This window comes from Haloarcula litorea, assembly GCF_029338195.1.
GTDB lineage: Archaea > Halobacteriota > Halobacteria > Halobacteriales > Haloarculaceae > Haloarcula > Haloarcula litorea.
Genome location: NZ_CP119779.1, coordinates 1,041,053 through 1,067,137, shown reverse-complemented (window position 1 = coordinate 1,067,137; position 26,085 = coordinate 1,041,053). Strand labels below are relative to the sequence as shown.

General features: G+C 72.2%; 29 protein-coding genes. 13 read left to right on the top strand and 16 right to left on the bottom strand.

Going from position 1 to position 26,085, the window contains the following annotated elements; all coding sequences use genetic code 11:
- Positions 1-15 precede the first annotated feature (15 nt).
- Complete coding sequence (gene glmM, locus P0592_RS05590) at positions 16-1,335, top strand: phosphoglucosamine mutase (protein WP_276273290.1); 1,320 nt, start codon at positions 16-18, stop codon at positions 1,333-1,335.
- A 78-nt stretch (positions 1,336-1,413) separates the two neighbouring features.
- Here glmM and P0592_RS20210 read toward each other — a convergent pair whose 3' ends face one another.
- From P0592_RS20210 to P0592_RS05570, 5 genes are all read right to left on the bottom strand, one after another.
- Complete coding sequence (locus tag P0592_RS20210; RefSeq protein WP_044952319.1) at positions 1,414-1,572, bottom strand: DUF7563 family protein; 159 nt, start codon at positions 1,570-1,572, stop codon at positions 1,414-1,416.
- Between the two features lie 77 nt (positions 1,573-1,649).
- A complete protein-coding gene (locus P0592_RS05585; protein WP_276273289.1) occupies positions 1,650-2,228 on the bottom strand; it encodes a DUF7090 family protein in 579 nt (192 codons plus the stop codon).
- 53 nt (positions 2,229-2,281) lie between these two features.
- Positions 2,282-3,907: a protein kinase family protein gene (locus tag P0592_RS05580; protein WP_276273288.1), complete on the bottom strand. Its 1,626-nt coding sequence runs from the start codon at positions 3,905-3,907 to the stop codon at positions 2,282-2,284.
- Between the two features lie 41 nt (positions 3,908-3,948).
- Positions 3,949-4,392 carry a DUF2391 domain-containing protein gene (locus P0592_RS05575; protein ID WP_276273287.1) on the bottom strand — a complete coding sequence of 148 codons (444 nt, stop codon included), beginning with the start codon at positions 4,390-4,392 and terminating at the stop codon, positions 3,949-3,951.
- Between the two features lie 31 nt (positions 4,393-4,423).
- Positions 4,424-4,816 carry a hypothetical protein gene (locus tag P0592_RS05570; RefSeq protein WP_276273286.1) on the bottom strand — a complete coding sequence of 131 codons (393 nt, stop codon included), beginning with the start codon at positions 4,814-4,816 and terminating at the stop codon, positions 4,424-4,426.
- Between the two features lie 76 nt (positions 4,817-4,892).
- Between P0592_RS05570 and P0592_RS05565 the strand changes: the two genes are divergently transcribed.
- Positions 4,893-5,573 carry a class I SAM-dependent methyltransferase gene (locus tag P0592_RS05565; protein ID WP_276273285.1) on the top strand — a complete coding sequence of 227 codons (681 nt, stop codon included), beginning with the start codon at positions 4,893-4,895 and terminating at the stop codon, positions 5,571-5,573.
- A 57-nt stretch (positions 5,574-5,630) separates the two neighbouring features.
- Positions 5,631-6,632 carry an AI-2E family transporter gene (locus tag P0592_RS05560; RefSeq protein ID WP_276273284.1) on the top strand — a complete coding sequence of 334 codons (1,002 nt, stop codon included), beginning with the start codon at positions 5,631-5,633 and terminating at the stop codon, positions 6,630-6,632.
- 6 nt (positions 6,633-6,638) lie between these two features.
- On the opposite strand, the gene P0592_RS05555 is transcribed toward P0592_RS05560, so the two are convergent.
- Positions 6,639-7,430 (bottom strand): sulfurtransferase, encoded by a 792-nt coding sequence (locus tag P0592_RS05555; RefSeq protein ID WP_276273283.1) that lies wholly within the window; start codon positions 7,428-7,430, stop codon positions 6,639-6,641.
- Between the two features lie 266 nt (positions 7,431-7,696).
- On the opposite strand from P0592_RS05555, the gene P0592_RS05550 reads away from it, so the two are divergent.
- The 4 genes from P0592_RS05550 to P0592_RS05535 all read left to right on the top strand — a co-directional run bounded on the left by P0592_RS05550 (position 7,697) and on the right by P0592_RS05535 (position 10,948).
- Positions 7,697-8,560, top strand: a complete 864-nt coding sequence (locus tag P0592_RS05550) for a sulfurtransferase (RefSeq protein WP_276273282.1) — start codon at positions 7,697-7,699, stop codon at positions 8,558-8,560.
- 157 nt (positions 8,561-8,717) lie between these two features.
- Entirely contained in the window at positions 8,718-9,002 is a 285-nt protein-coding gene (locus P0592_RS05545) for a WNWW family protein (protein ID WP_276273281.1), read from the top strand.
- Between the two features lie 361 nt (positions 9,003-9,363).
- Positions 9,364-9,690: a hypothetical protein gene (locus P0592_RS05540; protein ID WP_276273280.1), complete on the top strand. Its 327-nt coding sequence runs from the start codon at positions 9,364-9,366 to the stop codon at positions 9,688-9,690.
- 25 nt (positions 9,691-9,715) lie between these two features.
- Positions 9,716-10,948 carry an MBL fold metallo-hydrolase gene (locus P0592_RS05535; RefSeq protein ID WP_276273279.1) on the top strand — a complete coding sequence of 411 codons (1,233 nt, stop codon included), beginning with the start codon at positions 9,716-9,718 and terminating at the stop codon, positions 10,946-10,948.
- A gap of 1 nt (position 10,949) precedes the next feature.
- On the opposite strand, the gene P0592_RS05530 is transcribed toward P0592_RS05535, so the two are convergent.
- Entirely contained in the window at positions 10,950-11,105 is a 156-nt protein-coding gene (locus P0592_RS05530) for a ribbon-helix-helix protein, CopG family (protein ID WP_276273278.1), read from the bottom strand.
- Between the two features lie 77 nt (positions 11,106-11,182).
- A complete protein-coding gene (locus tag P0592_RS05525; protein WP_276273277.1) occupies positions 11,183-11,713 on the bottom strand; it encodes a hypothetical protein in 531 nt (176 codons plus the stop codon).
- 81 nt (positions 11,714-11,794) lie between these two features.
- Between P0592_RS05525 and P0592_RS05520 the strand changes: the two genes are divergently transcribed.
- Positions 11,795-12,097 carry a cupin domain-containing protein gene (locus P0592_RS05520; RefSeq protein WP_276273276.1) on the top strand — a complete coding sequence of 101 codons (303 nt, stop codon included), beginning with the start codon at positions 11,795-11,797 and terminating at the stop codon, positions 12,095-12,097.
- A gap of 58 nt (positions 12,098-12,155) precedes the next feature.
- Here P0592_RS05520 and P0592_RS05515 read toward each other — a convergent pair whose 3' ends face one another.
- The 3 genes from P0592_RS05515 to P0592_RS05505 all read right to left on the bottom strand — a co-directional run bounded on the left by P0592_RS05515 (position 12,156) and on the right by P0592_RS05505 (position 15,137).
- Positions 12,156-13,238 carry a hemolysin family protein gene (locus tag P0592_RS05515; protein WP_276273275.1) on the bottom strand — a complete coding sequence of 361 codons (1,083 nt, stop codon included), beginning with the start codon at positions 13,236-13,238 and terminating at the stop codon, positions 12,156-12,158.
- A 92-nt stretch (positions 13,239-13,330) separates the two neighbouring features.
- Complete coding sequence (locus tag P0592_RS05510) at positions 13,331-14,119, bottom strand: VOC family protein (protein WP_276273274.1); 789 nt, start codon at positions 14,117-14,119, stop codon at positions 13,331-13,333.
- 58 nt (positions 14,120-14,177) lie between these two features.
- Positions 14,178-15,137: an oxidoreductase gene (locus P0592_RS05505; RefSeq protein WP_276273273.1), complete on the bottom strand. Its 960-nt coding sequence runs from the start codon at positions 15,135-15,137 to the stop codon at positions 14,178-14,180.
- Between the two features lie 106 nt (positions 15,138-15,243).
- Here P0592_RS05505 and P0592_RS05500 point away from each other — a divergent pair, with 106 nt between their 5' ends.
- Complete coding sequence (locus P0592_RS05500; RefSeq protein ID WP_276273272.1) at positions 15,244-15,492, top strand: glutaredoxin family protein; 249 nt, start codon at positions 15,244-15,246, stop codon at positions 15,490-15,492.
- A 5-nt stretch (positions 15,493-15,497) separates the two neighbouring features.
- Here P0592_RS05500 and thiE read toward each other — a convergent pair whose 3' ends face one another.
- Positions 15,498-16,148, bottom strand: coding sequence for a thiamine phosphate synthase (thiE, locus tag P0592_RS05495; protein ID WP_276273271.1), 651 nt, complete (start codon positions 16,146-16,148; stop codon positions 15,498-15,500).
- A 78-nt stretch (positions 16,149-16,226) separates the two neighbouring features.
- Here thiE and P0592_RS05490 point away from each other — a divergent pair, with 78 nt between their 5' ends.
- The gene (locus P0592_RS05490) at positions 16,227-17,363 is read left to right on the top strand and encodes a site-2 protease family protein (protein WP_276273270.1); all 1,137 of its coding nucleotides are present in this window, start codon (positions 16,227-16,229) and stop codon (positions 17,361-17,363) included.
- Here P0592_RS05490 and P0592_RS05485 read toward each other — a convergent pair.
- Positions 17,360-18,697, bottom strand: a complete 1,338-nt coding sequence (locus P0592_RS05485) for an aryl-sulfate sulfotransferase (RefSeq protein WP_276273269.1) — start codon at positions 18,695-18,697, stop codon at positions 17,360-17,362. The genes P0592_RS05490 and P0592_RS05485 overlap by 4 nt on opposite strands.
- Positions 18,698-18,779: 82 nt before the next feature.
- On the opposite strand from P0592_RS05485, the gene P0592_RS05480 reads away from it, so the two are divergent.
- The gene (locus P0592_RS05480; protein WP_276273268.1) at positions 18,780-19,634 is read left to right on the top strand and encodes a ZIP family metal transporter; all 855 of its coding nucleotides are present in this window, start codon (positions 18,780-18,782) and stop codon (positions 19,632-19,634) included.
- 38 nt (positions 19,635-19,672) lie between these two features.
- On the opposite strand, the gene P0592_RS05475 is transcribed toward P0592_RS05480, so the two are convergent.
- Both P0592_RS05475 and P0592_RS05470 read right to left on the bottom strand, forming a co-directional pair.
- Positions 19,673-19,972 carry a CPCC family cysteine-rich protein gene (locus P0592_RS05475; protein ID WP_276273267.1) on the bottom strand — a complete coding sequence of 100 codons (300 nt, stop codon included), beginning with the start codon at positions 19,970-19,972 and terminating at the stop codon, positions 19,673-19,675.
- 76 nt (positions 19,973-20,048) lie between these two features.
- Positions 20,049-20,333 carry a DUF6360 family protein gene (locus P0592_RS05470; RefSeq protein ID WP_276273266.1) on the bottom strand — a complete coding sequence of 95 codons (285 nt, stop codon included), beginning with the start codon at positions 20,331-20,333 and terminating at the stop codon, positions 20,049-20,051.
- Between the two features lie 118 nt (positions 20,334-20,451).
- Between P0592_RS05470 and P0592_RS05465 the strand changes: the two genes are divergently transcribed.
- Together P0592_RS05465 and P0592_RS05460 are read left to right on the top strand one after the other, a co-directional pair.
- On the top strand, positions 20,452-20,940 hold the full coding sequence (locus tag P0592_RS05465; protein WP_276273265.1) for a cation:proton antiporter regulatory subunit: 489 nt from the start codon (positions 20,452-20,454) through the stop codon (positions 20,938-20,940).
- A complete protein-coding gene (locus tag P0592_RS05460) occupies positions 20,933-22,120 on the top strand; it encodes a cation:proton antiporter (RefSeq protein ID WP_276273264.1) in 1,188 nt (395 codons plus the stop codon). Before P0592_RS05465 ends, P0592_RS05460 begins: the two co-directional genes overlap by 8 nt.
- A 22-nt stretch (positions 22,121-22,142) precedes the next feature.
- On the opposite strand, the gene P0592_RS05455 is transcribed toward P0592_RS05460, so the two are convergent.
- A complete protein-coding gene (locus P0592_RS05455; RefSeq protein WP_276273263.1) occupies positions 22,143-26,009 on the bottom strand; it encodes an outer membrane protein assembly factor BamB family protein in 3,867 nt (1,288 codons plus the stop codon).
- Positions 26,010-26,085: the final 76 nt, after the last annotated feature.

Genomic DNA, 26,085 nt, shown 5'->3' with positions numbered 1-26,085 from the left:
CGCCGCCCTCCCGGTATGGACCTGTTCGGGACGAGCGGTATCCGCGGCCCGGTCGGCGAGACGGTGACAGCGGAGCTGGCGCTGTCGGTCGGCCGCGCACTCGGCGTCGACCGCGACCGCGTCGTCGTGGGCCGGGACCCCCGCGAGAGCGGGGAGTTCCTCCGGTCGGCGCTGGTCGCGGGGCTTCGCGAGAGCGGCACCGACGTGATCGACCTCGGCGTGGCGGCGACGCCGACGGTCGGCCGGGCGGTCGGCTGGCGCGACGCCGACGCCGGCGTCTCGGTCACGGCCAGCCACAACCCCCCCGAGGACAACGGCCTGAAGCTCTGGCAGCCCTCCGGGCAGGCGTTCGACGCCGCGGCCCGCGAGGAGATCGAGGAGCGTCTCCGGACCGGCGCGTTCGACCCCGCCGACTGGGACGGGACCGGCGACCGCGAGCGGTGGGACGCCCGGGACCGCCACGTCGCCGCGCTCCGGGACGCGGTCGACGGGGCGGCGCTGGACCGCCGTGTCGTCGTCGACGTCGGCAACGGGGCCGGCGGCGTCACCGTCGACGCCCTCCAGTCGGTTGGCTGTCGGGTCGAGACGCTGAACGCCCAGCCGGACGGCGCGTTCCCCGGCCGGCCCAGCGAGCCGACCCCCGAGCACTGCGAGTCGCTCACGACGCTGGTCGCCGAGAGCGACGCCGACCTGGGGATCGCCCACGACGGCGACGCCGACCGGATGCGGGCGGTGGCCGGCGACGGCACCTATCTCTCGGGGGACGTGCTGTTGGCGATCTTCGCCCGTGCGGCGGCCGAGGCGGGCGAGCGGGTGGCGGTCCCCGTCGACACCAGCCTCGCCGTCGCGGACTACCTCGCCGAGGCCGACGTGGACGTCGAGTACACGCCGGTCGGGGACGTCTACGTCGCCGAGGCCGCCAGCGAGCCCGGGGTCGCGTTCGGCGGGGAGCCAAGCGGCGCGTGGATCTGGCCCGACCGGACGCTGTGTCCCGACGGCCCGCTGGCGGCCTGTACGGTCGCGCGCCTCGACGCCGAGCGGCCGCTGGCCGACCGGGCGGCCGCAGTCCCGACCTACCCCATCCGCCGGGACAGCGTCGCGGTCGAGGACAAGGGGGCGGTGATGGACCGGGTCCGCGAGGCGGTCACCGACGAGTACGACGCGGGTTCGGTCCGGACGCTTGACGGCGTCCGCGTCGACCTCGGGGACGCGTGGTTCCTCCTGCGAGCGAGCGGCACGCAGCCGCTCGTCCGGCTGACCGCAGAGGCCCGCGCGGCCGAGCGGGCCGACGCCGTCCTGTCGACGGCCCGCGGGCTCCTGGCTGACGCCCGCTGACTCCCGAGAAGAGACTGTGACCGCGCCCCGACAGCGGACCGCTGCCGGCCGAAACCCGACCCGCTCGACGCCGCTGGGTTATCCGCGTCGCGTCGACCGCGCTTCCCGCACGTCGGCCCCGTCGCGGATCTTGTCCTCGCACTGGGGGCAGACCCGCGGTTTCTCGACTCCGTTGGGAGTGAACACGCGCGCGTAGTCAGCCGTTACAAAATTTCCGCAGTTCTGACACTCCGGCATACACCTCGGAATGAGGAACTATGTCGTATTAATTGTTGGTGGTTTGGTAATTGTTGGCACGGCCGCGAGCGGGCCGCTCAGAACTCGCTGGTGACGGTCCCGTCCTCGCGGAGCTCGACGACGCCGTCGAACAGCTCCCGGAAGGCGGCGACCGTCTCCTCGTCGTGGACCTCGTCCGCGAGGTGGAACATCCCGACCGCGTCGTACTCGGCGAGCAGTTCGAGGACGTCTTCGAGTGCTGCCATCGCCCGCTCCTCGTCGGCGTAGTAGACGAGTTCCGTCACGGAGTCGAAGCTCACGCGGAGCTTCCCGTCGTGTTCGGCCAGGAACGCCTCCGTCTCCTCGACGATGCCGTCCAGGTCGTCCGGCGCGGAGGCGTAGCGGACGTTGTCGGACTGGCGGCGCGTGTACCCCCGCTCGACCGACAGCGTGTCGAGGATGGTCGCCCTCGACTCGTCGACCTCGTAGTACTCCAGCTTCTGCTTGACCTCGCGGGCGGTCGTCCGCGTCGAGATGACCAGCATCGCGTCCGTGTCCGTCGCGAGGAACTCCGTGTCGAGTCGGTCCGTCTCGCCGGTACTGGGGTGCAAGAGGAGAATTCCGGTCCCACCCTCGACGGTGTCCGGCGTGCTCTCGATGGCCAGCGTGTACTCCATATGCCCGAGAGAGCGGCGGGACCGGCATTAAGCCTGCGGGTGTCGACCGCCGGTCACTCGCCGGGGCCGAGCGCCCGCCGCAGGTCGGCCACGAACGCGCCCGTCGACTCGTGTCTGTCGGCGGGGTCGGTCGACAGCGCCCGCCGGAGGGCGGCCACGGTCGCGTCGTCGACGTGGTGGCCCGACGGGACCGTCCAGGTCACGTCCCGGTCGGGGTCCCGGAGCGTCTCGGGCGCGGCGTCGGCGAACGGCGGCGTCCCGAACAGCGCGTAGTGGGCCACCGCCCCGAGCTGGTAGACGTCGACGGCGTCGTCGGTCGGCCCCTCGCCGAACTGCTCGGGGGCGGCGAAGTGTGCCGGCAGCGTCGCCGACTCGACCACGTCGGCCAGGTCGCGGCGGAGTTCCCAGTCGCCGACCGCGGCGTCGATCCGCTCGCGGGCGGGGGCGTTCCCGCCCGCCCGCGAGACGAACACGCAGTCGGGCGTGACCGCCCCGTGGGCGACGCTGTACCGCCGTCCGGTGGTCAGCGCGTCGTCGACGGCCGCGGCGACGGCGACGACGGCACCGGGCGAGAGGTCGCCGCCCAGTTCCCGGAGCGGGGCGTCGAGCGGGTCGTGGGCGACCCACGGCGTCGGCTCGGAGCCGGTGTCGAGGACCGTCGCGACGGCGTCGGCGTCGTCGATCCGCTCCCAGCGCTCGACCGCCCGCTCGAACGCCGCAACCGCCGCCTCGTCGTCGTGCTCCAGCGAGCGGAACTGGACCCGGCCGTCGTCGCCGCTCTCCAGGCGCGCGAGCGGGCCGGTCGTCTCGACGCGGCGCGCCCGCTCCCGGTACCGGGTGTAGTCGCGGACGCCGTCCCCGTCGTCGCCGTCCGCGCCGTCCCCGCCGGCGCTGTCGGGACTCGGCGTCCCGCCGCCGGCCTCCGACGAGCGGGCGTCGACCGCCGACCCGACCAGGCCGACGGCCGAGCGGAGGCCGCCGGCGACCGCGTCCGCCGCCGCGGGGGTCTCCCCGGCGGCACCGCGCCGGTAGCTCCGGTACCGTCCGCCGAGGAACGCGCCGATCGCGACCAGCGCGAGGAAGCCGACGAACAGCCAGCCGACGACGGTGATCGCCGTGACGAGGACGAGGACGTAGCCGACGGCCAGCCCCGCCGCCGTCAGGACGACCGTCGCCACGTACGCCGGGGTCACGAGCCACTGCCAGGCCGCGCCGTCGAGGAAGCCGCGCCAGGAGTCACACGCGTAGACGGCCAGCGTCCACGGCGTCAGGTACGCCCAGGCGAGGACGAGCAGGGCGGCGACGGGGTCGCTCGGCTCCTGCCCCCCGATCGCGGTGGTGAGCAGCACGGCGACGAACGCCGGGACGAACAGGGCACCCCCGACGAGGGCGATCCCGCCGAGCCCGCGGAGGTACTGTCGCTTCCAGTTCGCGAACGAGGGGGCCGGCGCGTCCGCCGCGGCCGCCCGGGCCGCCGCCAGCACGTAGCCGACGAGCAGGGGCGCGGGCAGATAGAGGACGGCGGCGAGAAAGAGGAGACCGCCACGCAGGGCGGTCCCGCGGTCCATCGTCCGGGGGAACGAGACGCCCCGCCTGCAGTCGGCCACCAGTCCGCCGCCGTCGGCGAGCGCGTCGACCGGCACGCCGAACAGGCCGCCGCGCTCGTCGTCTCCGGGCATCGTCCGAAGCTCTCACGGGAGCGGGCCTTGAAACCCCGGGGTCAGAACACGCTGTCGGCCGTGGCAGCGCCGACGACGCTGAAGATCGCGCCGACGGCGACGGCCTTCAGCGTCGTGACCGCGACCCGCACCGGGGTCGGGTCCGGGAGCATCCCGCCGTCGACGAGGAACGTCTCGGGCGCGGTGAACACGAGCGCCAGCGTCAGGACGGAGCCGAACGCGACCAGCATCAGCGAGACGAACCGAACCGGGACGCCGCCGACCTCCGCCTCGCGGTCCACGTCCCGGTCGTCGTCGGCCTTGTACAGCGCGCCGTAGCCGATGGCGAAGACGATGGCCGTGACGGCGGCGGCGTGGTACAGCGTCATGTTGACGGCGAGTTCCCACACCTCGGCGGTGACGACGAAGGGGCCGGCAAGCAGGAACCCACCGACGATCTGCTGTGCGGTGTCGGCGAGTTTGTACCGACGCGCCCGGCGGCTCATACGGTTGGGTCCGGCACCGGCTCGGATAACCCTACTGCCTCGCCTCGTCCGGTCGCTCGGTCAGCAGGTACGCGACCGGGGCCGTCACCGCCGAGAGCGCCAGCGACCAGCGCGCCCGCGCGACGGGGTCCGGCGGCGCGACGAGGGCGGCGACGACGAACCCGGTCAGCAGCGTCGCGGCGACGACGCCCGCGTAGCGGTCGGTCGGTCGCCAGTCCCGGCGCGGCGGCAGCCGCCGCCGGACGAACAGGTACGCCGGCAGGACCGGGACCACCAGCAGCGCGACCCCGAGCGCCCACAGCGAGGCGCGCGGGCTCCCCCGCGTGGCCGCGTCCCGGTACACCCAGTAGGCGGTCGCGACGGCACCGCCGACCGCGTAGCCGGCGACGATCACGAACCCGACGGCGGCCAGCAGGGCGCTCATACGTCGGCGTGACGGCCCGGCCACCTAACAGTTCCCGAAGCACAACCGGTTTCCCGGCGGGCCACCCCCTCCCGGTATGAGCGTCAGCGACGAGTTCGACGACTGGGCCGCCCGCGGGAAGGACCGCGGGATGGAGGATCGTCACTGGCACACCGCCAAGCACGCCCTGGCTCGGATGCCCGTCGAGGCCGGCGACACCGTCCTCGACCTCGGGTGTGGCAGCGGCTACGCCGGTCGCGCCCTCAAGGAGACCAAGGACGCGGGCCGCGTCTACGGCATCGACGCCTCCCCGGAGATGGCCGCGAACGCCCGATCGTACACCGACGATCCCGACGTCGCCTACCTCGTCGGCGACTTCGAACACCTCCCCTTCGGGACCGACGGCGTCGACCACTGCTTCTCGATGGAGGCGTTCTACTACGCGGACGACCCCCACGGGGTCCTCTCGGAGGTCGCCCGCGTCCTCGCGCCGGGCGGGACCTTCCACTGCGCCGTGAACTACTACGAGGAGAACGTCCACTCCCACGCGTGGGACGATCTCGTCGACGTGCCGATGACCCGCTGGAGCGCCGCCGAGTACCGCCGGGCCTTCCGCGAGGCGGGCCTCTCGGTCGCCGTCCAGGACAACGTCCCCGACCGCGAGGTGGAGATCCCGCCCGCGAGCGAGTTCCCCACCGAGGACTGGGAGACGCGCGAGGCGATGGTCGAGCGCTACCGGGAGTACGGCACCCTCGTCACGGTCGGCGTCGCGCCCTGAGGCCGGTCGACCCCGTGTGGCGCGAACGTTTTAGTCGGTTACCGGAGAAGAGCGGCCGTGGTCACCATCGAACGGCGGTACGTACTGGCCTTCGTCCTCGTCGCGCTCGGGGTCCTGACGGCGGCCCTGCTGTCGAGCGTGCTGGCGACGGTGTTTTTCGCCATCACGGTCGCGTACGTCCTCTACCCGCTCTCGGAGTGGGTCGCCGACCGGGGGCTCTCGAAGCGGCTGGCGGCGGCCGTGACGACCGTCATCGCCTTCGTCGCCGGCTCGCTGGTCCTCCTCCCGCTGGTGGCCGTGTTGTACCTCCGCCGGCGGGACCTCTTCGAGTTCTTCCGGGCGCTTCCGGAGACACTGATCGTCGCCATCGGCGAGATGAGCTACACCGTCGACATCGCGGCGGCGCTGGCCGGGGCGCGCGCGGTCCTGACGGCCGTCGCCGTCGAGCTGGCGAGCGAGACGCCGATCATCGCGCTGAAGATCGTCCTGTTCACCATCCTCGTCTACGCGCTGCTGTGGCGGCCCACCGCGCCCGGGCAGGCGGTCTACCGGACGGTACCCGCGGCGTACCACGACGTCGTCGAGCGGTTTCACGAACGCCTCCGCGGGACGCTGTTCGCCATCTACGTCCTGCAGGCGGCGACGGCCTTCGGCACCTTCCTCGTGGCGTGGGTGGTGTTCGGGGCGCTTGGCTACCGCGGCGCGTTCGCGCTGGCGGTCGTCGCCGGCGTCCTCCAGTTCATCCCGGTCGTCGGGCCGAGCGTGGTGGTGCTGGCCATCGCCGTCGCCGACCTGGTCGGTGGCGATCCCATCGGGGCCGCGCTCGTCACCGTCTTCGGCTTCGTGCTCGTGGGGTTCCTGCCGGACGCGGTCATCCGGCCGCGCCTGGCCCGCTACACCACGGGGATGCCGGCGAGCCTCTACTTCGCCGGGTTCACCGGCGGGGTGCTCTCGCTCGGGTTGGTGGGGTTCATCGCCGGCCCCGTCGTCGTCGCGCTGTTCGTCGAGGCGGCGAACCTGCTGGCCGAGGAGCGCAGGCCGGAACAGGAGCGGCGCTGACCCCGCCTACTCCTCCGGGTGCCCGCTCGCCAGCGGCCGGTCCTGGGCCGCCCACTCGGTCAGGCTCCCCTCGTAGAAGTCGACGGCCTCGAACCCGAGATGTCGGAGAACGACGTAGGTGTGGCTGATCCGGCGGGCGGTGTTGCAGTACAGCACCACGCGCTTCTCGGGGACGATCCCGGCGTCGGCCAGCACGTCGAGGGCCTCCTCGCGGGGCAACACGCCGCGGCTCTCGTCGTCGACGAGGTCACGCCAGTCCAGCAGGACCGCGCCGCGGATGTGGCCCTCGGCGTACTCCTCGGCCTCGCGGGTGTCGACCAGGACGGCGTCGGGGTCGTCGGCGGCCGCGGCGACGGCGTCGGCGTCGACCAGCGGCGTGGCCGACGGGGGATCGACGGTGTAGTCGGTCGGGTCCACGTCGGGCGCGTCGCTGCTCGTCTCGTGGTCGAGCCGCCAGCTGGAGAAGTCCCCGTCCAGCAGGTGGAGCCGCTCGGGGTCGTGGCCCAGCAGCTCCGCCGTCACGAGAAAGCGGGCGGCGAAGACCCCGTGGTGGTCGTCGTACGCGACGATCTCGCTGTCGGCCGCGATCCCCGCCTCCCCGAGCAGCGACGCCCAGTCGGCCTCGCCGGGAAGCATCCCCTCGCTGTCGTCGCTCTCCGAGCGGAACCGGTCGAACGGGACGCTGACGGCGTCCGGGAGGTGACCCAGCCCGTCGTACTCCCACGCGTCGCGCACGTCGACGATGCGGAGGGCCGCGCGGTTGTCGGCGACCCAGTCGGCGGCGACGATGTCGGTCATCACCGGTGGTACCCGCTCCGGCCGTTTCAAGACTCCTATCGGCGGGGGTCGAAGGCTGCGGCATTTGTTGCCGGGAGTGGTGTGGCCCCGTTCCCGGACCCGGCGCAGTCCCCGTCCTGTCCCCCGATCGTCGTCATCGGTGTGACACAAGTTCACGAGAGACGGCCGCACAGTAGCGGCAATATGTGTCACGAGGGGGGATGAGTGGTGGTTTATACCGGCACTCGTGGTACTATATGAGCGGTGGACCAACGGTTCAACGCACTATGACTGATTACGCCAACGACGTGCTCGTCTCGGCCGACTGGGTCAGCGAGCACTTAGAGGAGTTCCAGAGCGACGACCCCGAGCACCGACTCGTAGAGGTCGACGTCGACACGGAGCTGTACGACGAGAGCCACATCCCCGGTGCCATCGGGTTCAACTGGGAGACGGACCTCCAGGACCAGACCACCCGCGACATCCTCTCGAAGGAGGACTTCGAGGACCTGCTGGGGTCCCACGGCATCAGCGAGGACTCGACGGTCGTCCTCTACGGCGACAACTCCAACTGGTTCGCCGCCTACACCTACTGGCAGTTCAAGTACTACGGCCACGACGACGTGAAGCTGCTCGACGGCGGCCGCGAGTACTGGGTCGAGAACGACTACGAGCTCACCGACGAGGTCCCCGAGTTCGACGCCGTCGACTACGAGGCCTCCGGGCCCCGGGAGTCCATCCGCGCCTACCGCGAGGACGTCGAGAACGCCATCGAGCGCGAGCTGCCGCTCGTCGACGTCCGCTCGCCCGAGGAGTTCTCCGGCGAGATCCTCGCGCCCCCCGGACTCCAGGAGACCGCCCAGCGCGGCGGCCACGTCCCCGGCGCGAAGAACATCTCGTGGGCAGCGGTCACCAACGACGACGGCACCTTCAAGAGCCGCGAGGAGCTCGAGGAACTGTACGCCGAGGAGGGCATCGACGGCGACTCCACGGTCGTCGCCTACTGCCGCATCGGCGAGCGGTCCTCCGTCGCCTGGTTCGCCCTGCACGAACTGCTGGGCTACGACGACGCCATCAACTACGACGGCTCCTGGACCGAGTGGGGCAACCTGGTCGGCGCGCCTATCGAGAAGGGCGAAGCGGACGACTGACGCGAGAGCCGAGCGCAGCGAGGTCTCGGAACGAGCGGGGTCGACGTGACCCGCGAGCAGCGAAGCGCGGGAGTCGGCGCACTGCCGGACATTTTTTCGCGGGACGCGAGCGTGACGACGCCGTGGATTCAAGGTCACAGGCCGTCTGTACACCGATGTGGACAGACAGGAACTGGAGCGCGCACTCCGCGAGACCTTCGACGCCGACGAGGCGACGGCGCGGGTGGTCGCACGGCAGGCCCGTGACCTGGCCGACGCCGGCCAGTTCGACGCCGACTTCGACGGCGAACTGACCGTCGACGAGGTCGTCCGGAACCTCCGGGACGCGCCGGGCGACCACACGGTCGCCGAGCGGTGGAACTGGTGGCTGGGGGCGTTAGACCTTTCTCACGGCGGCTACGCCCGCTTCAGCGTCAGAACCGACGCCGACACCCGTTCGTGACGAAACCGCGACAGCCAGCCTCAGAATACGTCGAGCCCGTGTGCCTCTCGTGCGTGGTCGAGGAGCTCCTCCGTCGTGTCGAACTCCTCACCGCAGCTGCACGTGTGGTACGTGGTCGGGGGTTGCTGGCGTGTCGCCATAGCGATTTCATCTTGCGGGCCAATCATAATAATCGTTTATGTAGTAGTGCTAGCGAACCACACAGCCACCGGTACCGTCCCCCACACGGGACCGGTTCACAGCCACCGCCTCATCGGATCAGAGACGGTGAGAGAACATATACCGGCGCGTCAGTCGTCGACAGGACGAAACGCTCCGGGATATCGGGCCGGACCTTAGCGCGGGTCGGGCCCGTCCTCTGATGTCGTCACGGATACGCTCGCTGCTGGTCACCGTCCGCGCGGCACTCGCGCTCTGGGTCGCCCTGTACAGCACGCGCTCGGCGGAGCGCGAGCCCTCCGAGACGCTCGCCCGCTTCGACGGCGCGGGACTGCGCCGGTCCCGCCGGACCGTGTACAGCGTGGCCCGCGCCCGCCGGCGGCTGACCGACGCGCTCGAAGCCCGGGGGATCGGGCCGCGCGGCGAGCCGGTCTTCCGCCAGTCCAGCGACGCGTGGAGGCCCCCGTTCCTGCGGCGCAACGAGGTCGCGGTCGACGTGCCCGACGACACACGGACCGACGAGCACTAACGGACGAGGCCGCTATCCCGGCCCGATGGAGGTCCAGTTCCTCGGCGGAGCCGACGAGATCGGCCGCAGCGCCGTCCTCGTCGACGACCGCCTGCTGCTCGACTACGGGATGGCCAGCGAGTCCCCGCCCCAGTACCCCGTCGGCGACGTCGACCCCGACGCGGTCGTCGTCTCCCACGGCCACCTCGACCACGCGGGCGCGGTGCCGGCGCTGCTGTCGGGGCGGGACCGTCCCGCGATCCACTGGACGCCGCCGACGCGGGACCTCGCGCGAACGCTCGCCGAGGACACGCTGAAGCTCCACGGCTCGACCCCGCGCTGTCCGTTCACCGACACCGACGTCCGCCGGCTGGGCGAGGTGTCCGAGACCCACGGCTACGGCGAGCCGTTCGAAGCGGCCGGCTACGAGGTCACGCTGTACGACGCCGGCCACATCCCCGGGAGCGCACACGTCCTCGTCGACGACGGGGAGACCCGACTGCTGTACACCGGCGACTTCCACACCGGTCGCCAGCGGCTCGTCGCCCCCTCGACGGCCCGGCCCGCGGCCGACGCCGTGATCTGCGAGTCGACGTACTCGGACGTGACACACGAGCCCCGCGACGCCGTCGAGCGCCGCTTCGCCGAGAGCTTGCGGGAGACGGTCTGGCGGGGCGGGACCGTCGTCGTCCCCGCCTTCGCCATCGGCCGCACGCAGGAGGCGATGCTCGTCTGTGCGGCCCACGACATCGACTGCTACGTCGACGGGATGGGCCAGCGCGTCACCGAGCAACTGAAACGCCACCCCGAGTTCCTGCGGGACGCCGACGCGCTCCGTGGTGCGGCGTCCAGCGCCCGGTTCGTCGACGGCCGCGACGGCCAGCGCGAGCGCATCGCCGAGCAGAACACCGTGATCATCACCACGTCGGGGATGCTCTCGGGCGGCCCGGCGATGACCTACGTCCCCGCCATCCGGGGCGACCCGACGAACACGGTCGCGCTGACCGGCTACCAGGTCGAGGGGACGCCCGGCCGCCAGCTGCTGGAGACCGGCACCGCCGAACTCGACGGCCGCGTGATGCCGGTCAGCGCGCAGGTGGAGCTCCACGAGTTCTCCGCCCACGCCGACCGCGAGGGGCTGCTGGGGTTTCTCGACAGCTACCGGGACAGCCAGATCCTGGTGAACCACGGCGACCGGTGCGGGGAGTTCGCCGCCGAACTGCGGGCCGACGGGCTCGACGCCGGCGCGCCCGCGCTGGGCGAGACGCTGACGGTCTGAGTCACTCGCGGGCCTTCAGCCACTCGTCCAGCAGGTCCCTGACGGCGGCGTCGCGGTTGTCCCGGTGGTCCGCGAACGCCTTCTCGTCGATCTCGGCCAGCACGTCCTCGTCCAGTTCGAGTTCGACCTCCTCGAGGTCGAGGTACGCCTCGTCCATCAGGTCCGAACGAAGCGCCCGCTCGGATAAATACTCTCGTCAGACGGACGTCCTGCGGCCGTGTGACTCGGTCCCGCTCAGTGGAGGGTCCCCTCGCGCTCGGCCACGTCGTAGGCGAACAGCGCGTACCCCACCTCGTCGGCGGCGTGACCTGTCTCGGCCGCGATGTCGCGGATCGACTCGATCATCGTCACGTAGTCGGCGGCGTCGAACGACTCCTTGCGGCCCTCCAGATAGCCCAGCCGGTCCAGCGACGCCCACACTCGCGTGTCGACGACGGCGTGGCGATCCGGGTCGAGCGCGGTCAGCACCGCCGACGCCGTCGGGGCCTTGAAGCCGCTGAGGCCGGAGAGTAACTGTATCTGCGAGAAGTCGCCGTCGACGCGTCGGACGTTCCGGGTGACCTCCCGACAGCGAGCCTCGGGGTTGGTCTCGACGTGGTGGGCGCTGCGGGTCGAACTCGCGTAGGCGAGGTCGTACAGCTGCTCGCGCGTGAGATACCCCTGTTCGCGGTAGGTCGCGCCCACCTCGTCCAGCCAGTCGGGGTCCAGTCCCTGCGTCGCCTCGTACTCCGCCAGCGACCGCTCGACGAGCGCGGTGCGGTCCATACCGACGCGTCGGGCCGACGGCTGTTGAGCGTTACCGGTTCGGCCCGCAACGAACAGGGTCCGCCCGCCCGAACGGCCGCTATGGAACGCGCGCACCTCGACTTCGACCGCTACTTCGAGGTCGTGATGGAGACCGACGAGGCACAGGTCGCCGAGATGACCGTCGAACCGGGCCGGACCGTCGGCGGTCCGGAGAACTACCACGCCGACAGCGACCAGTGGCTGTTCGTCGTCGCCGGGCGCGGCGTCGTCACCGTCGACGGCGACGACCAGCGGGTCGCGGCCGGCGATCTGTTGCGCATCGACGCAGGGGAACGCCACGCGGTCGAGAACGACGGGGGCGAGCCGCTGGCGACGCTGAACGTCTACACGCCGCCGCGGTGAGCGGGGCCGCCGCGGCGACGCGTCGGCTGCGAGGGCACGGCGACCTCTCCGGGTCGCGTCACTCCACGCCGGCCTGCAGGTCCTCGGGGTCCTGAATGTCCCCGACGACCTCTTCGAGAGCGTCAGTGACCGTGACCAGCCCGATCACGTCGCCGTCCTCGACGACCAGCGCGAGCTCCTGGCGCTCGACCTGGAACTGGTCGATGAGGTCGCTGACGTCGGTGTCGGGCGAGACGGTCATCGGCGGGGCCGCGACGGCTTGGAGGTCGACGTCCTCGAGGAGGTTCCCCTCGAACCCGGTGTCGCCGTGTTCCCGGACCAGCGCGGGGACGTAGACGATGCCCAGGAACTCGTCGAAGCTCTCGCCGATCAGCGGGTAGCGGGTGTGGGGCGTCTCGGCGACCCGCCGGGCGTTGGTCGCCTCGTCGTCGGCCGTCGACAGCGCGACGATCTCCTCCCGCGGGAGCATGATCTCGCGGACCGACCGCTCGCCGACCTGCAGCGCCGACAGCACCTCCTCGCGGCGCTCCTCGGGGAGGTCCCCCTGTTCGAGCACGGAGCCGAGCTTGTTCCGGAGGTCTGCGCGGGACTCGATGACGTCTTCCTCGGTCTCCAGCCACGCGCCGGTCATCTCGATGCCGAACAGCCGCAGCGTCCACTTGGCGACGGCGTCGCCCAGCGTGATGAGCGGCGAGATGAGGTAGTTGAACCAGTACAGCGGCGCTGCACCGTACCGGCAGACCATCCGGGAGCGCTCGACGCCGAGGTAGGTCGGCGTCTGCTCCCCGTGGGTGAGGTGGACGAGGTTGATGATGAGGAAGGCGATGACGGCACCTGCACCCACCGACGCCAGCGTCGTGTTGGCAAAGAGCGGCTCGAAGATGGCCGCCAGCGCCGGCTCGGCGACGATCCCGACCGCGATCGAGGAGGCGGTGATCCCGACCTGGCAGGTGGTGAGGTAGATCTCGAGGTTGTTGGTCATCTCCCAGGCGCGTTCGAGGGCGGCGCTCCCGTCGACGAACTCGTCTTCGGTGAACTGACGGGCCCGCGTCAGCGCGAACTCGATGGCGACGAAGAAGCCGTTGGCGAGGATGAGCCCGACCCCAGCCAGCAGCCTGACGACGATTTCGACGGTTTGCATCGGGCCGGGGTTCTCGTTCGCTCGTTGAAAAACTGTTGCCATCGGGTCGGAACGTCGACCAGATGGCGGCGCTTACCACGACCCTCGGTCGGTCAGAACGGGAACAGCGAGTCGGCGTCGGGGTCCCGCTCCAGCAGCTCGATCTCGTGGCCGTCGTGGTCCTTGGTGAAGGCGTACATGTCGTCACAGGACTCGGGGTCGCGGTAGTCCTCGGCCTCGCGTTTCAGCAGCAGGTCCCAGTCGTCCTGGAGGTCGTCCAGCCGGACACAGAGGTGGCCCCAGGCGTCGCCCATGTCGTAGCTCCGGCCGTCGTAGTTGTAGGTGAGCTCGACGGACATCGCCTCGTCGGCGGCGTCTTCGGGCTCGACGAAGTAGTTCGCGAAGGTGTCGGACTCCCAGCGGCCGACCTCCTGGTAGTCGAACTTCCTGGTCCAGAAGCCAAGCGCCCGGTCGGCGTCCTCGACGCGGATCATCGTGTGGTCCAGCGACCACGTCGCGCCCTGGTCGCGCTGGACGATCTCGACCTCGTGGCCGTCGGGGTCTTTCACGAACGCGTAGCGGCCGCCACAGGACTCGGGGTCGCGGTAGTCCTCGACGCCCTCGTCCATCAGCTGCTCGTAGTGGGCCTCCAGTTCGCCCTCGGGGACCCGGACCGCGATGTGGCCCCAGGCGTCGCCGACCTCGGGGGTCTCGCCCTCGTTGTGGGTCAGCTCCAGCATCGCGCCCTCCTCGTGCATCTCCTCGGGGCCGAGGTAGACGATGGTGAAGCCGTCCCCCTCGTGGCGGTCCTTCTCCTCGTAGTCGAGGTGCGTCTGGTACCAGTCGAGCGACCCCTCCAGGTCCGCGACCCGGAGCATCGTGTGATCGAGCGTGCCGTCCATACCCTACCTGTACGGTCGCGCGCTCAAAAGCACACCGTCGCCCGCACCCCTCGCCGCCTCACCCCTCGGTCGCCGCCGGCTCCGCCCCGTCGGCGAAGGCGTAACTGACGCCCGTCACCTCCTCGGAGACGGTCCAGAGCCGTTCGGCGACGGCCTCGTCGCGGGCGGCGGCGCTGGGCTGCTGGATCTCGGGAGCCCCACGCATGTTCAGGAGGCCGCCGGGGCCGACGTACTCCCCGCCGAGGCCGTCGGCCGTCGCCGCGTACAGCATCGGCAGCGCCCCCTGCGTGGCGGACTGGGCGAGGACGGCGTTGGCGACCTTCATCGCCGCGAGCCGCACGGTCGACCCCGACTCGCGGGGGCCGCGGAACTGGAGGTCCGTGTCGGCGTAGCCGGGGTGACAGCCGACGCTGACGACGCCGAGCCCGTGGTCGTCGCACCGCCGTTGGAGCTCGAAGGCGAACAGGAGGTTCGCGAGCTTGCTCTGGGCGTAGGCGTCCCACTTGCCGTAGGACCGCTCGGACTGGAGGTCGTCGAAGTCCACCTCGCCCTGCTCGTGGACGCCCGAGGACTGCGTGACCACGCGGGCCTCGCCGTCACTGGCCCGCAGGGCCGGCAGCAGTCGCCCGGTCAGCGCGAAGTGGCCGAGGTGGTTCACGCCGAACTGCGTCTCGAACCCCTCGGCGGTCTCGCTCCGGGGGACCGCCATCACGCCGGCGTTGTTACAGAGGACGTCGACGCCGTCGTAGTCGTCTCTCACTCCCTCGGCGAAGGCCGCGACGCTGTCGAGGTCGGCGAGATCGCACTCGCGGACGTCGAGGTCGGCGTCGGCGACCGACGCCCGGATCTCCGAGGCCGCCCGCTGCCCGCGGTCGACGCTCCGGCAGGCCATCACCACCGTCGCGCCCGCGTCGGCCAGCGCCTTCGACCCCTCGAAGCCGACGCCGCTGTTGGCTCCGGTCACGACGACGGTCTCGCCGGCGAGCGACGGCAGATCGGCCGCGGTCCAGCCTGACATACCGCCCCGTTGGGACTGGACACGTAGAAACCTCTCGCCCCCGGCCGGTCTCGCTCGCCGGGCCGCGAGCGAGAGGCACTTGCCGCTGGCGCGCCAACCGCCGCCGATGAGCGACGTCTCGGTCACCGTCTACACGCGCGAGGACTGCCACCTCTGTTCGGAGGCCGTCGACACCATCGAGCGGGTCGCCGACGAGGAGGGGGTCGCCGTCGACCTCTCGCTGGTCGACGTGGACGCCGACCCGGAACTGCGGGAGGCGTACGGCGAGCGGGTCCCGTACGTCCTGCTGGACGGGTCGCCGGCGTTCAAGTACCGCGTCGACGAGCGCCGGCTCCGGCGGAAGCTCACGGACTGATCCGGTCACCCGTCGCGGTCGCCCTTGCCCCGCTCGACGGCCTCACCGAGCGCTCGCGCCGCGGCCTCGGGGTCGTCGGCGGCCGTGATGGCCGTGATGACCGCGACGCCGTCGGCACCCGCGGCGGTCACCGCCGCGGCGTTCTCGGGGGTGATCCCACCGATCCCGACGACCGGGATCGAGACGGCGTCGGCGATGGCGGCCACGCACTCTGGGCCGATGCCCTGCTCGTCCTCGGGGATGTCTTCCTTCGAGCCGGTGGCGTAGACGGCACCGACGCCGAGGTAGTCCGCGCCGCCCCTCTCGGCGGCCTCGGCGTCGGCGACCGTCGAGACGGACCGGCCGACGATCGCGTCCGCGCCCAGCAGGTCCCGCGCGACCGGGACCGGCAGGTCGTCGTCGCCGAGGTGGACCCCGTCGGCGTCGAGCGCCCGCGCGAGGTCCACGCGGTCGTTGACGACGAACGCCACGCCGGCCTCGCGGGTCAGATCGCGGAGCGCCTGCCCCATCTCGTAGCGCTCCCGCACCGACCGGTCTTTCTCCCGCAACTGCACGACGCCGACGCCGCCGGCGACGGCCCGCTCGACCACCTCGCGGGTGGTCCGGCCCGCCGACAGCGACTCGCCGGTCACCAGATACACGCCCCAGTCGACCATATCGGCCCTCGGGCGGCCGCCGGCCTGACTCTTTGGTCTCGGCGAAGCGCTTACCAATCGGCCGGTCGTCTCTCCGGCGTGCGAAACTACCGTATCACGACCGTCTGGGGCATCCCCATCAAGGTCAACGTCTCCCTACTGATCTTCCTCCCGGTGCTGGCGTGGCTCATCGGCAGCGGCCAGCAGATCGAGCTGTACGCCGGGATCGTCGGCGGCCTCGCCGGCACGGAGCTCGACCTGGCGCGCCTGCAGGCGGGACCGACGGAGTGGCTCGTCGGGAGCGCGGCCGCGATCGGGCTGTTCGTCAGCGTCGCCCTGCACGAACTGGGCCACGCGTGGGCCGGGATGCGCTACGACCTCAGAGTCGAGTCCATCACGCTGTGGATCCTCGGCGGCCTCGCGAGTTTCACGGAGATGCCCCGGGAGTGGGACCGGGAGTTCTGGATCGCCGTCGCCGGCCCGATCACGAGCGTCCTCGTCGGCGTCGTCTGTTACGCCGCGCTGCTTGCCATCCCGTCGTCGGCGACGGTGGCGCTGTTCGTCGTCGGCTGGCTGGCGGTGACGAACGTGACGCTGGCGGTGTTCAACATGCTGCCGGCGTTCCCGATGGACGGCGGGCGCGTCCTGCGGGCGCTGCTGGCCCGCTCGCGGCCCTACGCCAGTGCGACCCGCATCGCCGCCCGCATCGGGACGCTGTTCGCGCTGCTGTTTGCCGTCTTCGGCGTCCTCTCCTTTAGCCCGATCCTCCTCCTGCTCGCGCTGTTCATCTACGCCGCCGCCACGGGCGAGTCCCGGACGGTGGCGCTGTCGGACCTGCTGGAGGGGCTCACCGTCGGCGACGTCGCCCGTCCGACTCAACTGTCCATCGAGGCCGACGCCAGCGTCGAGGAGCTGGTCGACCGGATGTTCGCCGACCGCTCGCCGGAGTTCGCGGTCACCCGCGACGGCGAGGCCGTCGGGGTCGTCACCGTCGCCGACTTCCGCGAACTCTCGAAGGCCCAGCGCGAGGCCGACACCGTCGCGGACCTGATGGAGACGGACCTGCCGCGGCTGTCGGCCGACACCCCCGCGTTCGACGCCCTCGTGGCACTGAGCGGATCCCGAGCCAGCGCCGCGCTGGTCGAGGGACCCGACGGCGTCCACGTCGTCTCCCGCGAGGACTTCTCCTCGGCGATGGAGATGCGGCGGCTCGTCGGCTCCGGGACGCCGTTCTAGCGCTCCCGGTACCAGTCGACGCCGCCGACGACCACGCCGCCGCCCGACAGCAGCGACAGCAGGAGGTGGGGCTCCCCGAACCAGAACGGGAGCCACGGCGCGACGGCCTTGACCCCGACCAGCAGCAGCGACAGGCCCGGCACGCCGCCCGAGGGCGTCGCGGTCCCGGTGTCGGTGTCTCCCGGCTGCTGCTCCCCGCTCGCGTCGTACTTGACCGCCCCGACCCGCTCGCCCTCCGGCAGCCGCTCGGCCTCGTAGGGGATCGGCGAGTCGCTCGGCGTGCGGGTGCTCCAGACGACGGTGCCGTTGGGCGTCACCTCGAAGACGCGCTTGTTCAGCGTGTCCGTCACCAGCGTGTTGCCGTTGTCCAGCCGGTCGGCGTCCCGGGGCCAGTGGATCTCGATGCCGCCGGCCCGCTCCAGGGTCCAGGCGGGCGTCCAGCGGCCGTCTTCCCGGTGGAGTTCGACCACGCGGTCGTTGTCGGAGTCGGCCACAAGCACCGCGCCGTCGCCGAGCCACTGTGGGTTGTGCTGGTGGTCCAGCACCTCGGGGTTCCCACACCGGATCTCGCCGTCGCCGTCGAAGTCGTGCAGCTGCGTGGAGCTCCGGCAGGAGTCGTCGTTCCCGGCCGCGCGGTCCGCGTTGACCACCTCGACGACGCCCGCGCCGCGCTCGACGACGACCAGCTGGTTCGCGTTGCGCACGGAGACGAGGTAGTGAGTGTCGTTGAGCGCGTCCACGTCGTTGATGTGGAGCCAGTCCCGCGCCGTCGGGTCCGGCGGCGCGTCGTAGAACGAGGAGGCGTTCCACTGCCAGGTGATCTCCCCGTCGCGGACGGTGAAGATCCGCTCGTGCTCCATGTCCGAGAGCAGGTACTCGCCGGAGGGGAGCCGCTCCACGTCGTGGGTCTCGCTGTTCTTGGCCGTCCGGACCGGGAAGGCGTACTCGCCGGTGACCGCCGGGCCGCCGGAGGCGTCGGGGTCGATGATCCGGAAGCCGGTCTTGGTGCAGGGCGGCTCGTAGGGGCCACACCCCGCCTCGTAGCCCGAGTGCATGAACCCCGCCATCACCGAGCCGTTGGGCAGCCGAGTCACGTCGAAGTAGCTGTCGGCGCTGCCCTCCGCCCAGGCGACCTCGCCGCCCCGGACGAGGTAGACGCTGCCCCGCTCGTGCCAGCCCGGCCCGCCGCCCTGCGAGCCGACGAGCGTGTCGTTGGTCGCGGTGTCGTCGGCGATCCCGCGCTCGGGGGCGGTCGCCGCGCCGACGGCGAGCGTCCCGGCGAGCAGGAGGAGGCTGACGGCGACGAGGGCGGCTCCGCGCGTGGCACGTGCCATCGACTCACGACTCCGCCGACGGCGGGCAAAAGCCTTCCGGGCCGGCGGTAGCTACAAGCGGGCGCGCCGTACACTGGGGGGTATGCAGGCAGGATTGGTCGATCTGTTCCGGGCGACCGTCGGGACGGATCCGCTGGTGGCTGGCCTGGTCGGGGGCGTCGTCATCGCCGGGCTCAATCTGCTGGGCGCGTCGCTGGTGTTCGTCTGGCGGGACCCCTCCGAGCGGGCGCTGGACGGGGCGCTGGGCTTCGCCGCGGGCGTGATGCTGGCGGCGGCGTTCACGAGCCTCATCATCCCCGGCATCGAGGAGTACTCCGGCGGGGACCCGCTACCGACGCTGTTCGGCGTCGCGCTCGGGGCGCTCTTTCTCGACCAGGCCGACCGCTTCCTCCCGCACGCCCACTACCTCCTGACCGGCCGCCGGCGCGAGGACGCCGCCGAGCCGGGGGAGACGCTGCCGGTCAGCGACGAGCGCCTCGCCGGCGTCGTCCTGTTCGTCCTCGCGATCACGCTCCACAACATGCCCGAGGGGCTGGCGGTCGGCGTCGGCTTCGGGGCGGCGGCGACGGATCCGGGGCAACTGGGCGGGGCCGTCGCGCTGATGCTGGCCATCGGGATCCAGAACGTCCCGGAGGGGCTGGCGGTGTCCGTCGCCGCCATCAACGCCGGCCTCGACCGGCGGTTCTACGCCGTCGTCGCCGGCGTGCGGGCCGGGATCGTCGAGATCCCGCTGGCGATCCTCGGCGCGGTCGCCGTCACGCTCGTCGAACCCCTGCTGCCCTACGCGATGGGCTTTGCCGCCGGGGCGATGCTGTTCGTCATCTCCGACGAGATCGTGCCCGAGACCCACCGCCGCGGTTACGAGCGGGTGGCGACGCTGGGGCTGATGGCCGGGACGGTCGTGATGCTGTACCTCGACATCTCGCTCGCGGGGTAGCCACGCCGTCGCCCGCCGGACCACCGGCCGTGCGCGGCTCAGCCGTCGTAGGGCCAGTTCGGGTCCCGGTCGAACTCGTCGGGGGCGACACACTCCTCGACCTGGTCGGGGGTGGCGGCCCCGTACTCCCGGACGTTCTCGCGGGCCGTCGCGAGCGAGACGTGGTTCGTGTCGCTGACGTAGTCGACGTCGCCGAACTGGTGGGGGTCGTCCAGCCAGCCACAGACGGGACAGACCTCGTAGGACCCCGGCGGGGCTTTCGGGAGCGTCCGGTAGCCACAGCACGGGCAGTACCCCAGTTCCCGCGCCGCGGGGTTGCCGGGCGAGTCCGTGGACATCGGAGCGTGGTACGTGACCACACGACAAAGAACCCTCGGTTCGTTCAGGCGTTGCCGCTCCCGCGTCGGCGGGCGCTCACTCCGTCTGTGCGGCCTCGACCCTGTCGGCGTACTTCTCCAGCTCCCCGGCCAGTTCCCGGGCCTGGTCGGCCGAGAGCGTGACCCGCTCGGCGTGGGGCCGGACCTCCTCGAGTTGGGTGTTGTCCAGTTCCAGTTGCAGTTCGACGTGGTCGGGGTCCTCGCGGGGCGCGGTGACGTTCAGCACCGCCAGCGCCTCCTCCGAGAAGCCGTGTCCCTCCACCTCGCCGTCGAGCAGGTCGAACGTCGTGTACGCGTTGACCTTCAGGATGCGGTCGACCATACCCGTGATTGGCGGTTCGGGGTCTAAGATGCGTCGCCTCGGAGCGGCGGGCTGCCGACGGATGGCTCGCAGCGGGGCCACCCCGACCGCTATGTGTACGCCCCACGTGGCTCCCCGTATGACCGTCTACGAGACCGACGTCCCGGGCGTCGGCAAGAAGTTCGAGGTGGAACTGGACGGCGACCAGCGCCTCGTCGTCCTCGTCCACCACGACGGCAAGCGCGAGGTGTTCCACAAGGACGGCCCGGACGCGGACGCCCAGCGCCTGTTCAGCCTCTCGGGGGACCGCGCCCGGAAGGTCGGGGCCATCCTCCAGGGGGCGTACTTCCAGCCGGTCGAGACCGACTCGGTGGACGTGCCGCTGGGCGACGCCATCATCGAGTGGCTGGACGTCAACCCCGACTCGCCGGTCGCCGGGCGGACCCTCTCGGGGGCGAAGCTGCGCCAGCAGACCGGCGTCTCCGTCATCGCCATCCAGCGCGGGGCCGAGACGATCCCCAACCCCAGCCCCGACGACACGATCGCAGCCGGGGACATCCTCGTCACCCTGGGGACCCGCGACGAGCAGGCGGCCGTCGAAGCACTCGTCGCCCCCGAGGATGGCTGAGCTCCTCCTCGAACTGGGCGTCGCCGTCGCCGGCCTGGCCGCCGCCGGCCTGCTGGCCCGCCGGGTCGGCCTGTCGGTCATCCCCGCGTACATCCTCGCGGGCGTCCTGCTGGGGCCCAACGCCCCGACCGAGTGGCTCGGCCTCTCGACGGCACTGGTCGGCGACCGGGAGTTCGTCGACGTGCTGGCGGAACTGGGCGTGGTCTTCCTCCTCTTCTTCCTCGGGCTGGAGTTCAGCGTCGACCAGTTGCTGCGGGACCGCCGGAAGATCACCGCCGTCGGCGTCGTCGACTTCGCCCTGAACTTCGGGCTCGGCCTGGCCATCGGGGTCGCCTTCGGGTGGACGCTCGTCGAGACGCTGTTTCTCGCCGGCGTCGTCTACATCTCCTCGTCGGCCGTGGTCACGAAGTCGCTCATCGAGACCGGCTGGATCGCCAACGACGAGAGCGACCCCATCCTCGGGACGCTCGTCTTCGAGGACCTCCTCATCGCCGTCTACCTCGCGCTGCTTGCGGCCGTCACCGGCGGGGGCGGGCTCCGGTCGGCCGCCGTCTCCGTCGGCACCGCCTTCGCCTTCCTCGGGGCGCTGGCGGGGGTCGCGTGGTACGGAGCCGGCCTCTTCGAGCGGGCGTTCGACACCGACTCCGACGAGCAGTTCGTCCTGCGGGTGGTCGGGGTCACCACCGTCGTCGCCGGTGCGGCGCTGGCCCTGGGGGTCAGCGAGGCCGTCGCCGCCTTCTTCCTCGGGACCGGCCTGAGCCAGACCAGCCACGTCGAGCGCATCGAACACGTCGTCGCGCCCGCCCGGGACCTCTTCGCCGCCGTCTTCTTCTTCGCCATCGGGCTGGCGACCGACGTGACCCTCGTCGCTGGCGTGCTGGGCCTGCTGGCCGTCGCCGTCGGCCTGACGACGCTGGGAAAACTGGTCGGCGGCGTCCTCTCCGGGCGCGTCTACGGCCTGGACCGACGGCGCTCGCTGCGGGTCGGCCTCGCGCTGGTCCCGCGCGGGGAGTTCTCGCTGGTGCTCGTGGCGCTGGCCGTCGAGGTGGGGACCGGCCGCCTCGGCGGCGTCCTGCCGGCGTTTACCGTCGGCTACGTGCTGGTGATGAGCGTCGTCGGCTCCGTCCTGGTCGGGGAAGCCGACCGGGTGACCGACCTGTTCGCGCGGCCCGGGGAGTGACCGCCCGCCCGGACCGTCCGTCTCAGTCCAGCGCCGCCCGGAGCGCGTCCCGAAAGTCGGTCGGGGAGTCGTACCGCTCGCCGGGCTCGGTCGCCGTCGCTCGACCGACGACGCGGTCGACGGCCTCGGGCACGTCGGCGGCCGTCGACGGGGCCACGAGGGAGCCGTCGCGGATCGCCGCTTCGAGGTCGTCGGCCCCCGCGAACGGGTCCCGTCCCGTCAGCAGCCGGTACGCCACCAGCGCGGTCCGGTAGACGTCGGTCGTCGCCGCCGTCCCGCCGTCGAGCTGCTCGGGGGCGGTGTACGGCGTCACCGGCGGCTCGCCCGCCACGGCCCGCGAGAGGCCCCAGTCGCGCAGCATCGCCACGGTCTCGTCGGCCGAGTCGTCGAGGACGACCGTCTCGGGGGCGACGGTCCCGTGGGAGACGTTGTACAGGCCGGCCGTGTTCAGCCCCTCGACGACACCGTCGAGGACGGCCAGCGGGGCGGCCACGTCGTCGGTCTCCGAGAGGGGATCGCCCGTCTCGACGGCGGCCCACGGTCGCGGGGTCCGGCCGGAGTCGTAGACGGTGACGACGTGGGGGTTGTGACTGATCCCGGCCCAGCGCTCGACGGCCCGCGTGAACGCCGCCGCGGCGTCGTCGGCCCCGGGTGCCAGGACCAGCACCGCGACGCGCCGGTCCTCGTCGGCGAGTCGCCCGCCGTAGACGTGGATCGGGCCGGACTCGTCGACCGACTCGACGGCCGTCACCGCGTCGCAGCCGCCGGCGAACCGGCCGGCCGGGGTGTCCGGGGCCGCCGTCTCGACCGCCTCGTCCCCGGCGGCCGGTTCGTCGTCCGCGACGCGGGCACCCCACTGCTCGACCGTCTCGCCGGCGGGGAACGCCCGCAGGCCGGCGTCGGTGCCGAGATACAGCGCGCCGGTCGTCGGGGCGAGACCGGTCGCGACGCCGTCCGTCGGCAGCGACCAGTCGGTCTCACCGCTCCGGGCGTCGAGGGCACGCAGCGCGCGCCCGGTCGGGAGGTAGAGCGTCTCCCCGACGACGACCGGCGGGGCGACCAGCGTGTCGGTCTCGTGGACGCCCAGTCCGCTCCCGTCGGGACCCACCGCGGCGACGCGGCCGCCCGACCCGGCGACGAACACCGCCTCCTTCGTCGCGGCGAGGCGGGCCAGGGGGTCGGTCCCCGTCTCCAGCCGCCAGCGGTGGTCGCCGTCTGCCGCCGACAGCGCGTGGAGGTAGCCGTCGCCGTCGGCGACGTAGACGGTGTCGCCGACGCGCGTCGGCGCGGTCGGGCGCGTCACCGCGAGGTCGGTCGCCCACTGCTCGGTCCCGTCGTCTGCGTCTAGCGCGACCACGACGCCGTCCTCCCGCGCGACGTAGACAGTTCCCACGCCGACCGCGGGCGGACGGGCGATCGTGCTGCTGTACGCCGTCGCCCAACGTCGTTCCCCGTCGGCGGCGTCGCGGCACTCGACCGTGCCGTCGGCGAGCGCGAGGAACAGCCGTCCGCTGTCGTTGGCCGGCGCGCCCGCGGGCGGCGCGTCGAGCGTCGCCGTCCACCGCTCGGTCCCCTCGACGCGGTCCAGCGCAGCAAGCGTCGTCCCCGCGGCCGCGTACACCACGCCGTCGCCGACCGCGGGGGCCGTCGCCGCCCCCTCGCCGACGGCGGCCGTCCAGCGGCGCTCGCCGGTCGTCGCGTCGGTCGCCCGGACCGCGCCGTCGTCGGTCCCGGCCACGACCACCGGCCCGGCGACCGCCGGCGGCGTCGCGACGCCGTCCACGGTCGTCCAGGCGTCGGCCCCGGACGGCGAGACGTCGAGGGTCGCGTCGGGGACGGCGGCCGCGTTGCCGGGGTCGCCGGCACCGCCGCGCCACTGCCCGAGCGTCGTCGGCAGCGGCAGGCCGTCGTCCCGTGGGAAGCAGGCCGCCAGGAACCGCCGCCCGAGGACGAGACCGCAGAACCCGAGCGCGACGGCGTGGCCGAACGCCGCCACCGTGGCGGCCCTGTAGTACGCCGTCAGCGAGGCCCCGCCCCCGACGAACAGCCACGCCTGCAGCGGGACGTAGGCGACGGCCATCACGGACAGCAGGAACACGCCGTACGACGGCGGGCTGTACCGGCGGTTCCGCCAGTAGACGAGGAACGCCCCCGTCGCCCCCAACCAGACCAGGGTCGCGACGCCGAAGGTGACGAACCACACGCTGCCCGACGGGAGGAGGCCGGACACGTGCGGGAGCAGGAGCGCCCCGAGGACGGCCAGTCCGCCGGGGACCACCGCCGACTCGGGGAACGGTCCGAGGTCGTAGTCGAACGCGTCCGCGAGCACCCGCGTCCCGGCCACCGCGGCCACGCCGGCACCGACGAGCGCCACGACGCTCAGCCAGCGGGCCGGGCCGGTCGCGAGGTAGGCCGGGAGCGTGACCTGGATGGCAGCCCGGTACTCCAGGGCGAGGGCGAGATACGCCAGCGACGCCGCGATCCACGCGCCGATCAGCGCCGTCTTCTCGAGGACGCCTTGCCAGTCGTCGTCGGGCGACGCGCCGAGCGCGTTCCCGACCGTGGTGCCGACCCCGAACTCGCCGAAGGTCCGGAGGACCGCGCCACCGACCGCGACGCCCCCGACGCCACCGACGAGCCAGGTCGGGCTGACGCCACCGAGGAGCCGCGGCAACTGGCCCCGCCCCGCCGCGTTCAGTCGCGGGCCGTCGCCGCCGATCGCCACGATGCCGGTCCCCCCGACGGTCAGGTAGAGCCGCCTGTCGTCGACGGTCGGCCGCGAGGACCTGTCGAACCGGCCGCCGCCGAAGTACCAGCGCAGGTCGCCGTCGGTGTCGAGGGCGTACAGGCCCCCGCTGTCCTCGACGTAGACGCGGCCGTCGGCGACGATCGGCCCCGAGTCGACGTATCGGAACTCCCGGTGCCACCGCTCGCCGCCGTCGCCGGCGTCCAGCGCGTACAGCGTGTCGAACCCCGCCACGTAGACCGTCCCGCCGCGGGCGACGGGCGCGCTTTCGACGTCGCCGTCCCACCGCCAGCGGACGCCGCCGTCGCCCGGGTCGAGCGCCTCGAACCCGAAGTCGGTCCAGTGATAGAGGGCGTCGCCGGCGAGTTCGAGACCCTCCGTCCTGTTCAGCGTCTCGTGACGCCACCGCCGGCTCCCGTCGGCCGCGGCCAGCGCCGCGACGCCGTTCTCGTTCCCGACGTAGACTGTCCCGGCCGCCGCGACGAGCGCGCTCGGTGCCTGCCCGACCTCGCGCTGCCATCGCTCGTCCCCGCTGGCGCTGTCGAACGCGTGTATCACCTCCTCGTCGTCGCTGATGACGTAGACCCGCCCCCCGGCCACCGCAGGTGCCGAGAGCCCGTACTCCTGGGAGAGGTCCGCCCGCCAGCGGACGTCGCCGTCGCCCGGGTCGACGGCCGTGACGGTCGTCCGGTCGCTGAGGTAGACCCCGCCGTCCGCGACCGTCGTCCTGGTCCGCTCGCCGATCGCGACGGTCCAGCGGACCGCTCCGGTCTCGGCGTCGAACGCCTGGAGGGCCAGCCCCTCGCTCACCACGTAGACCGTCCCGTCGCGGACGACCGGCGGCCGGCGTACCTCGCCGATCGTGTCCGTGGCCCACCGCTCGGTCCCGTCCTCGGCGGTGGCGGCGTACACCACGCCGTCCCCGATCCCGTAGACGAGGCCGTCGCGGACGACCGGTTCGATCGAGGCGTCGGGAGCCCCGTATCGGTCGAACCGCCACAGTTCGCCGACGCCCGCGGCCCGCCCTTCGGTCTGTCCGGCCGCCGCCTCCGGCAGCCCGCCGCCGAGACCCGTGACGCCCGCCAGTCCCGCCACGGCGCTCCCGATGAACCGCCGACGCCCGGTCTCGCGCTCGCTGTCCATACGTTGCTGGTACAGTGACGTGAGTCACATGATAAGTATTTGGACGGCCGGTCGGCCCCGCCGAACACACATACGC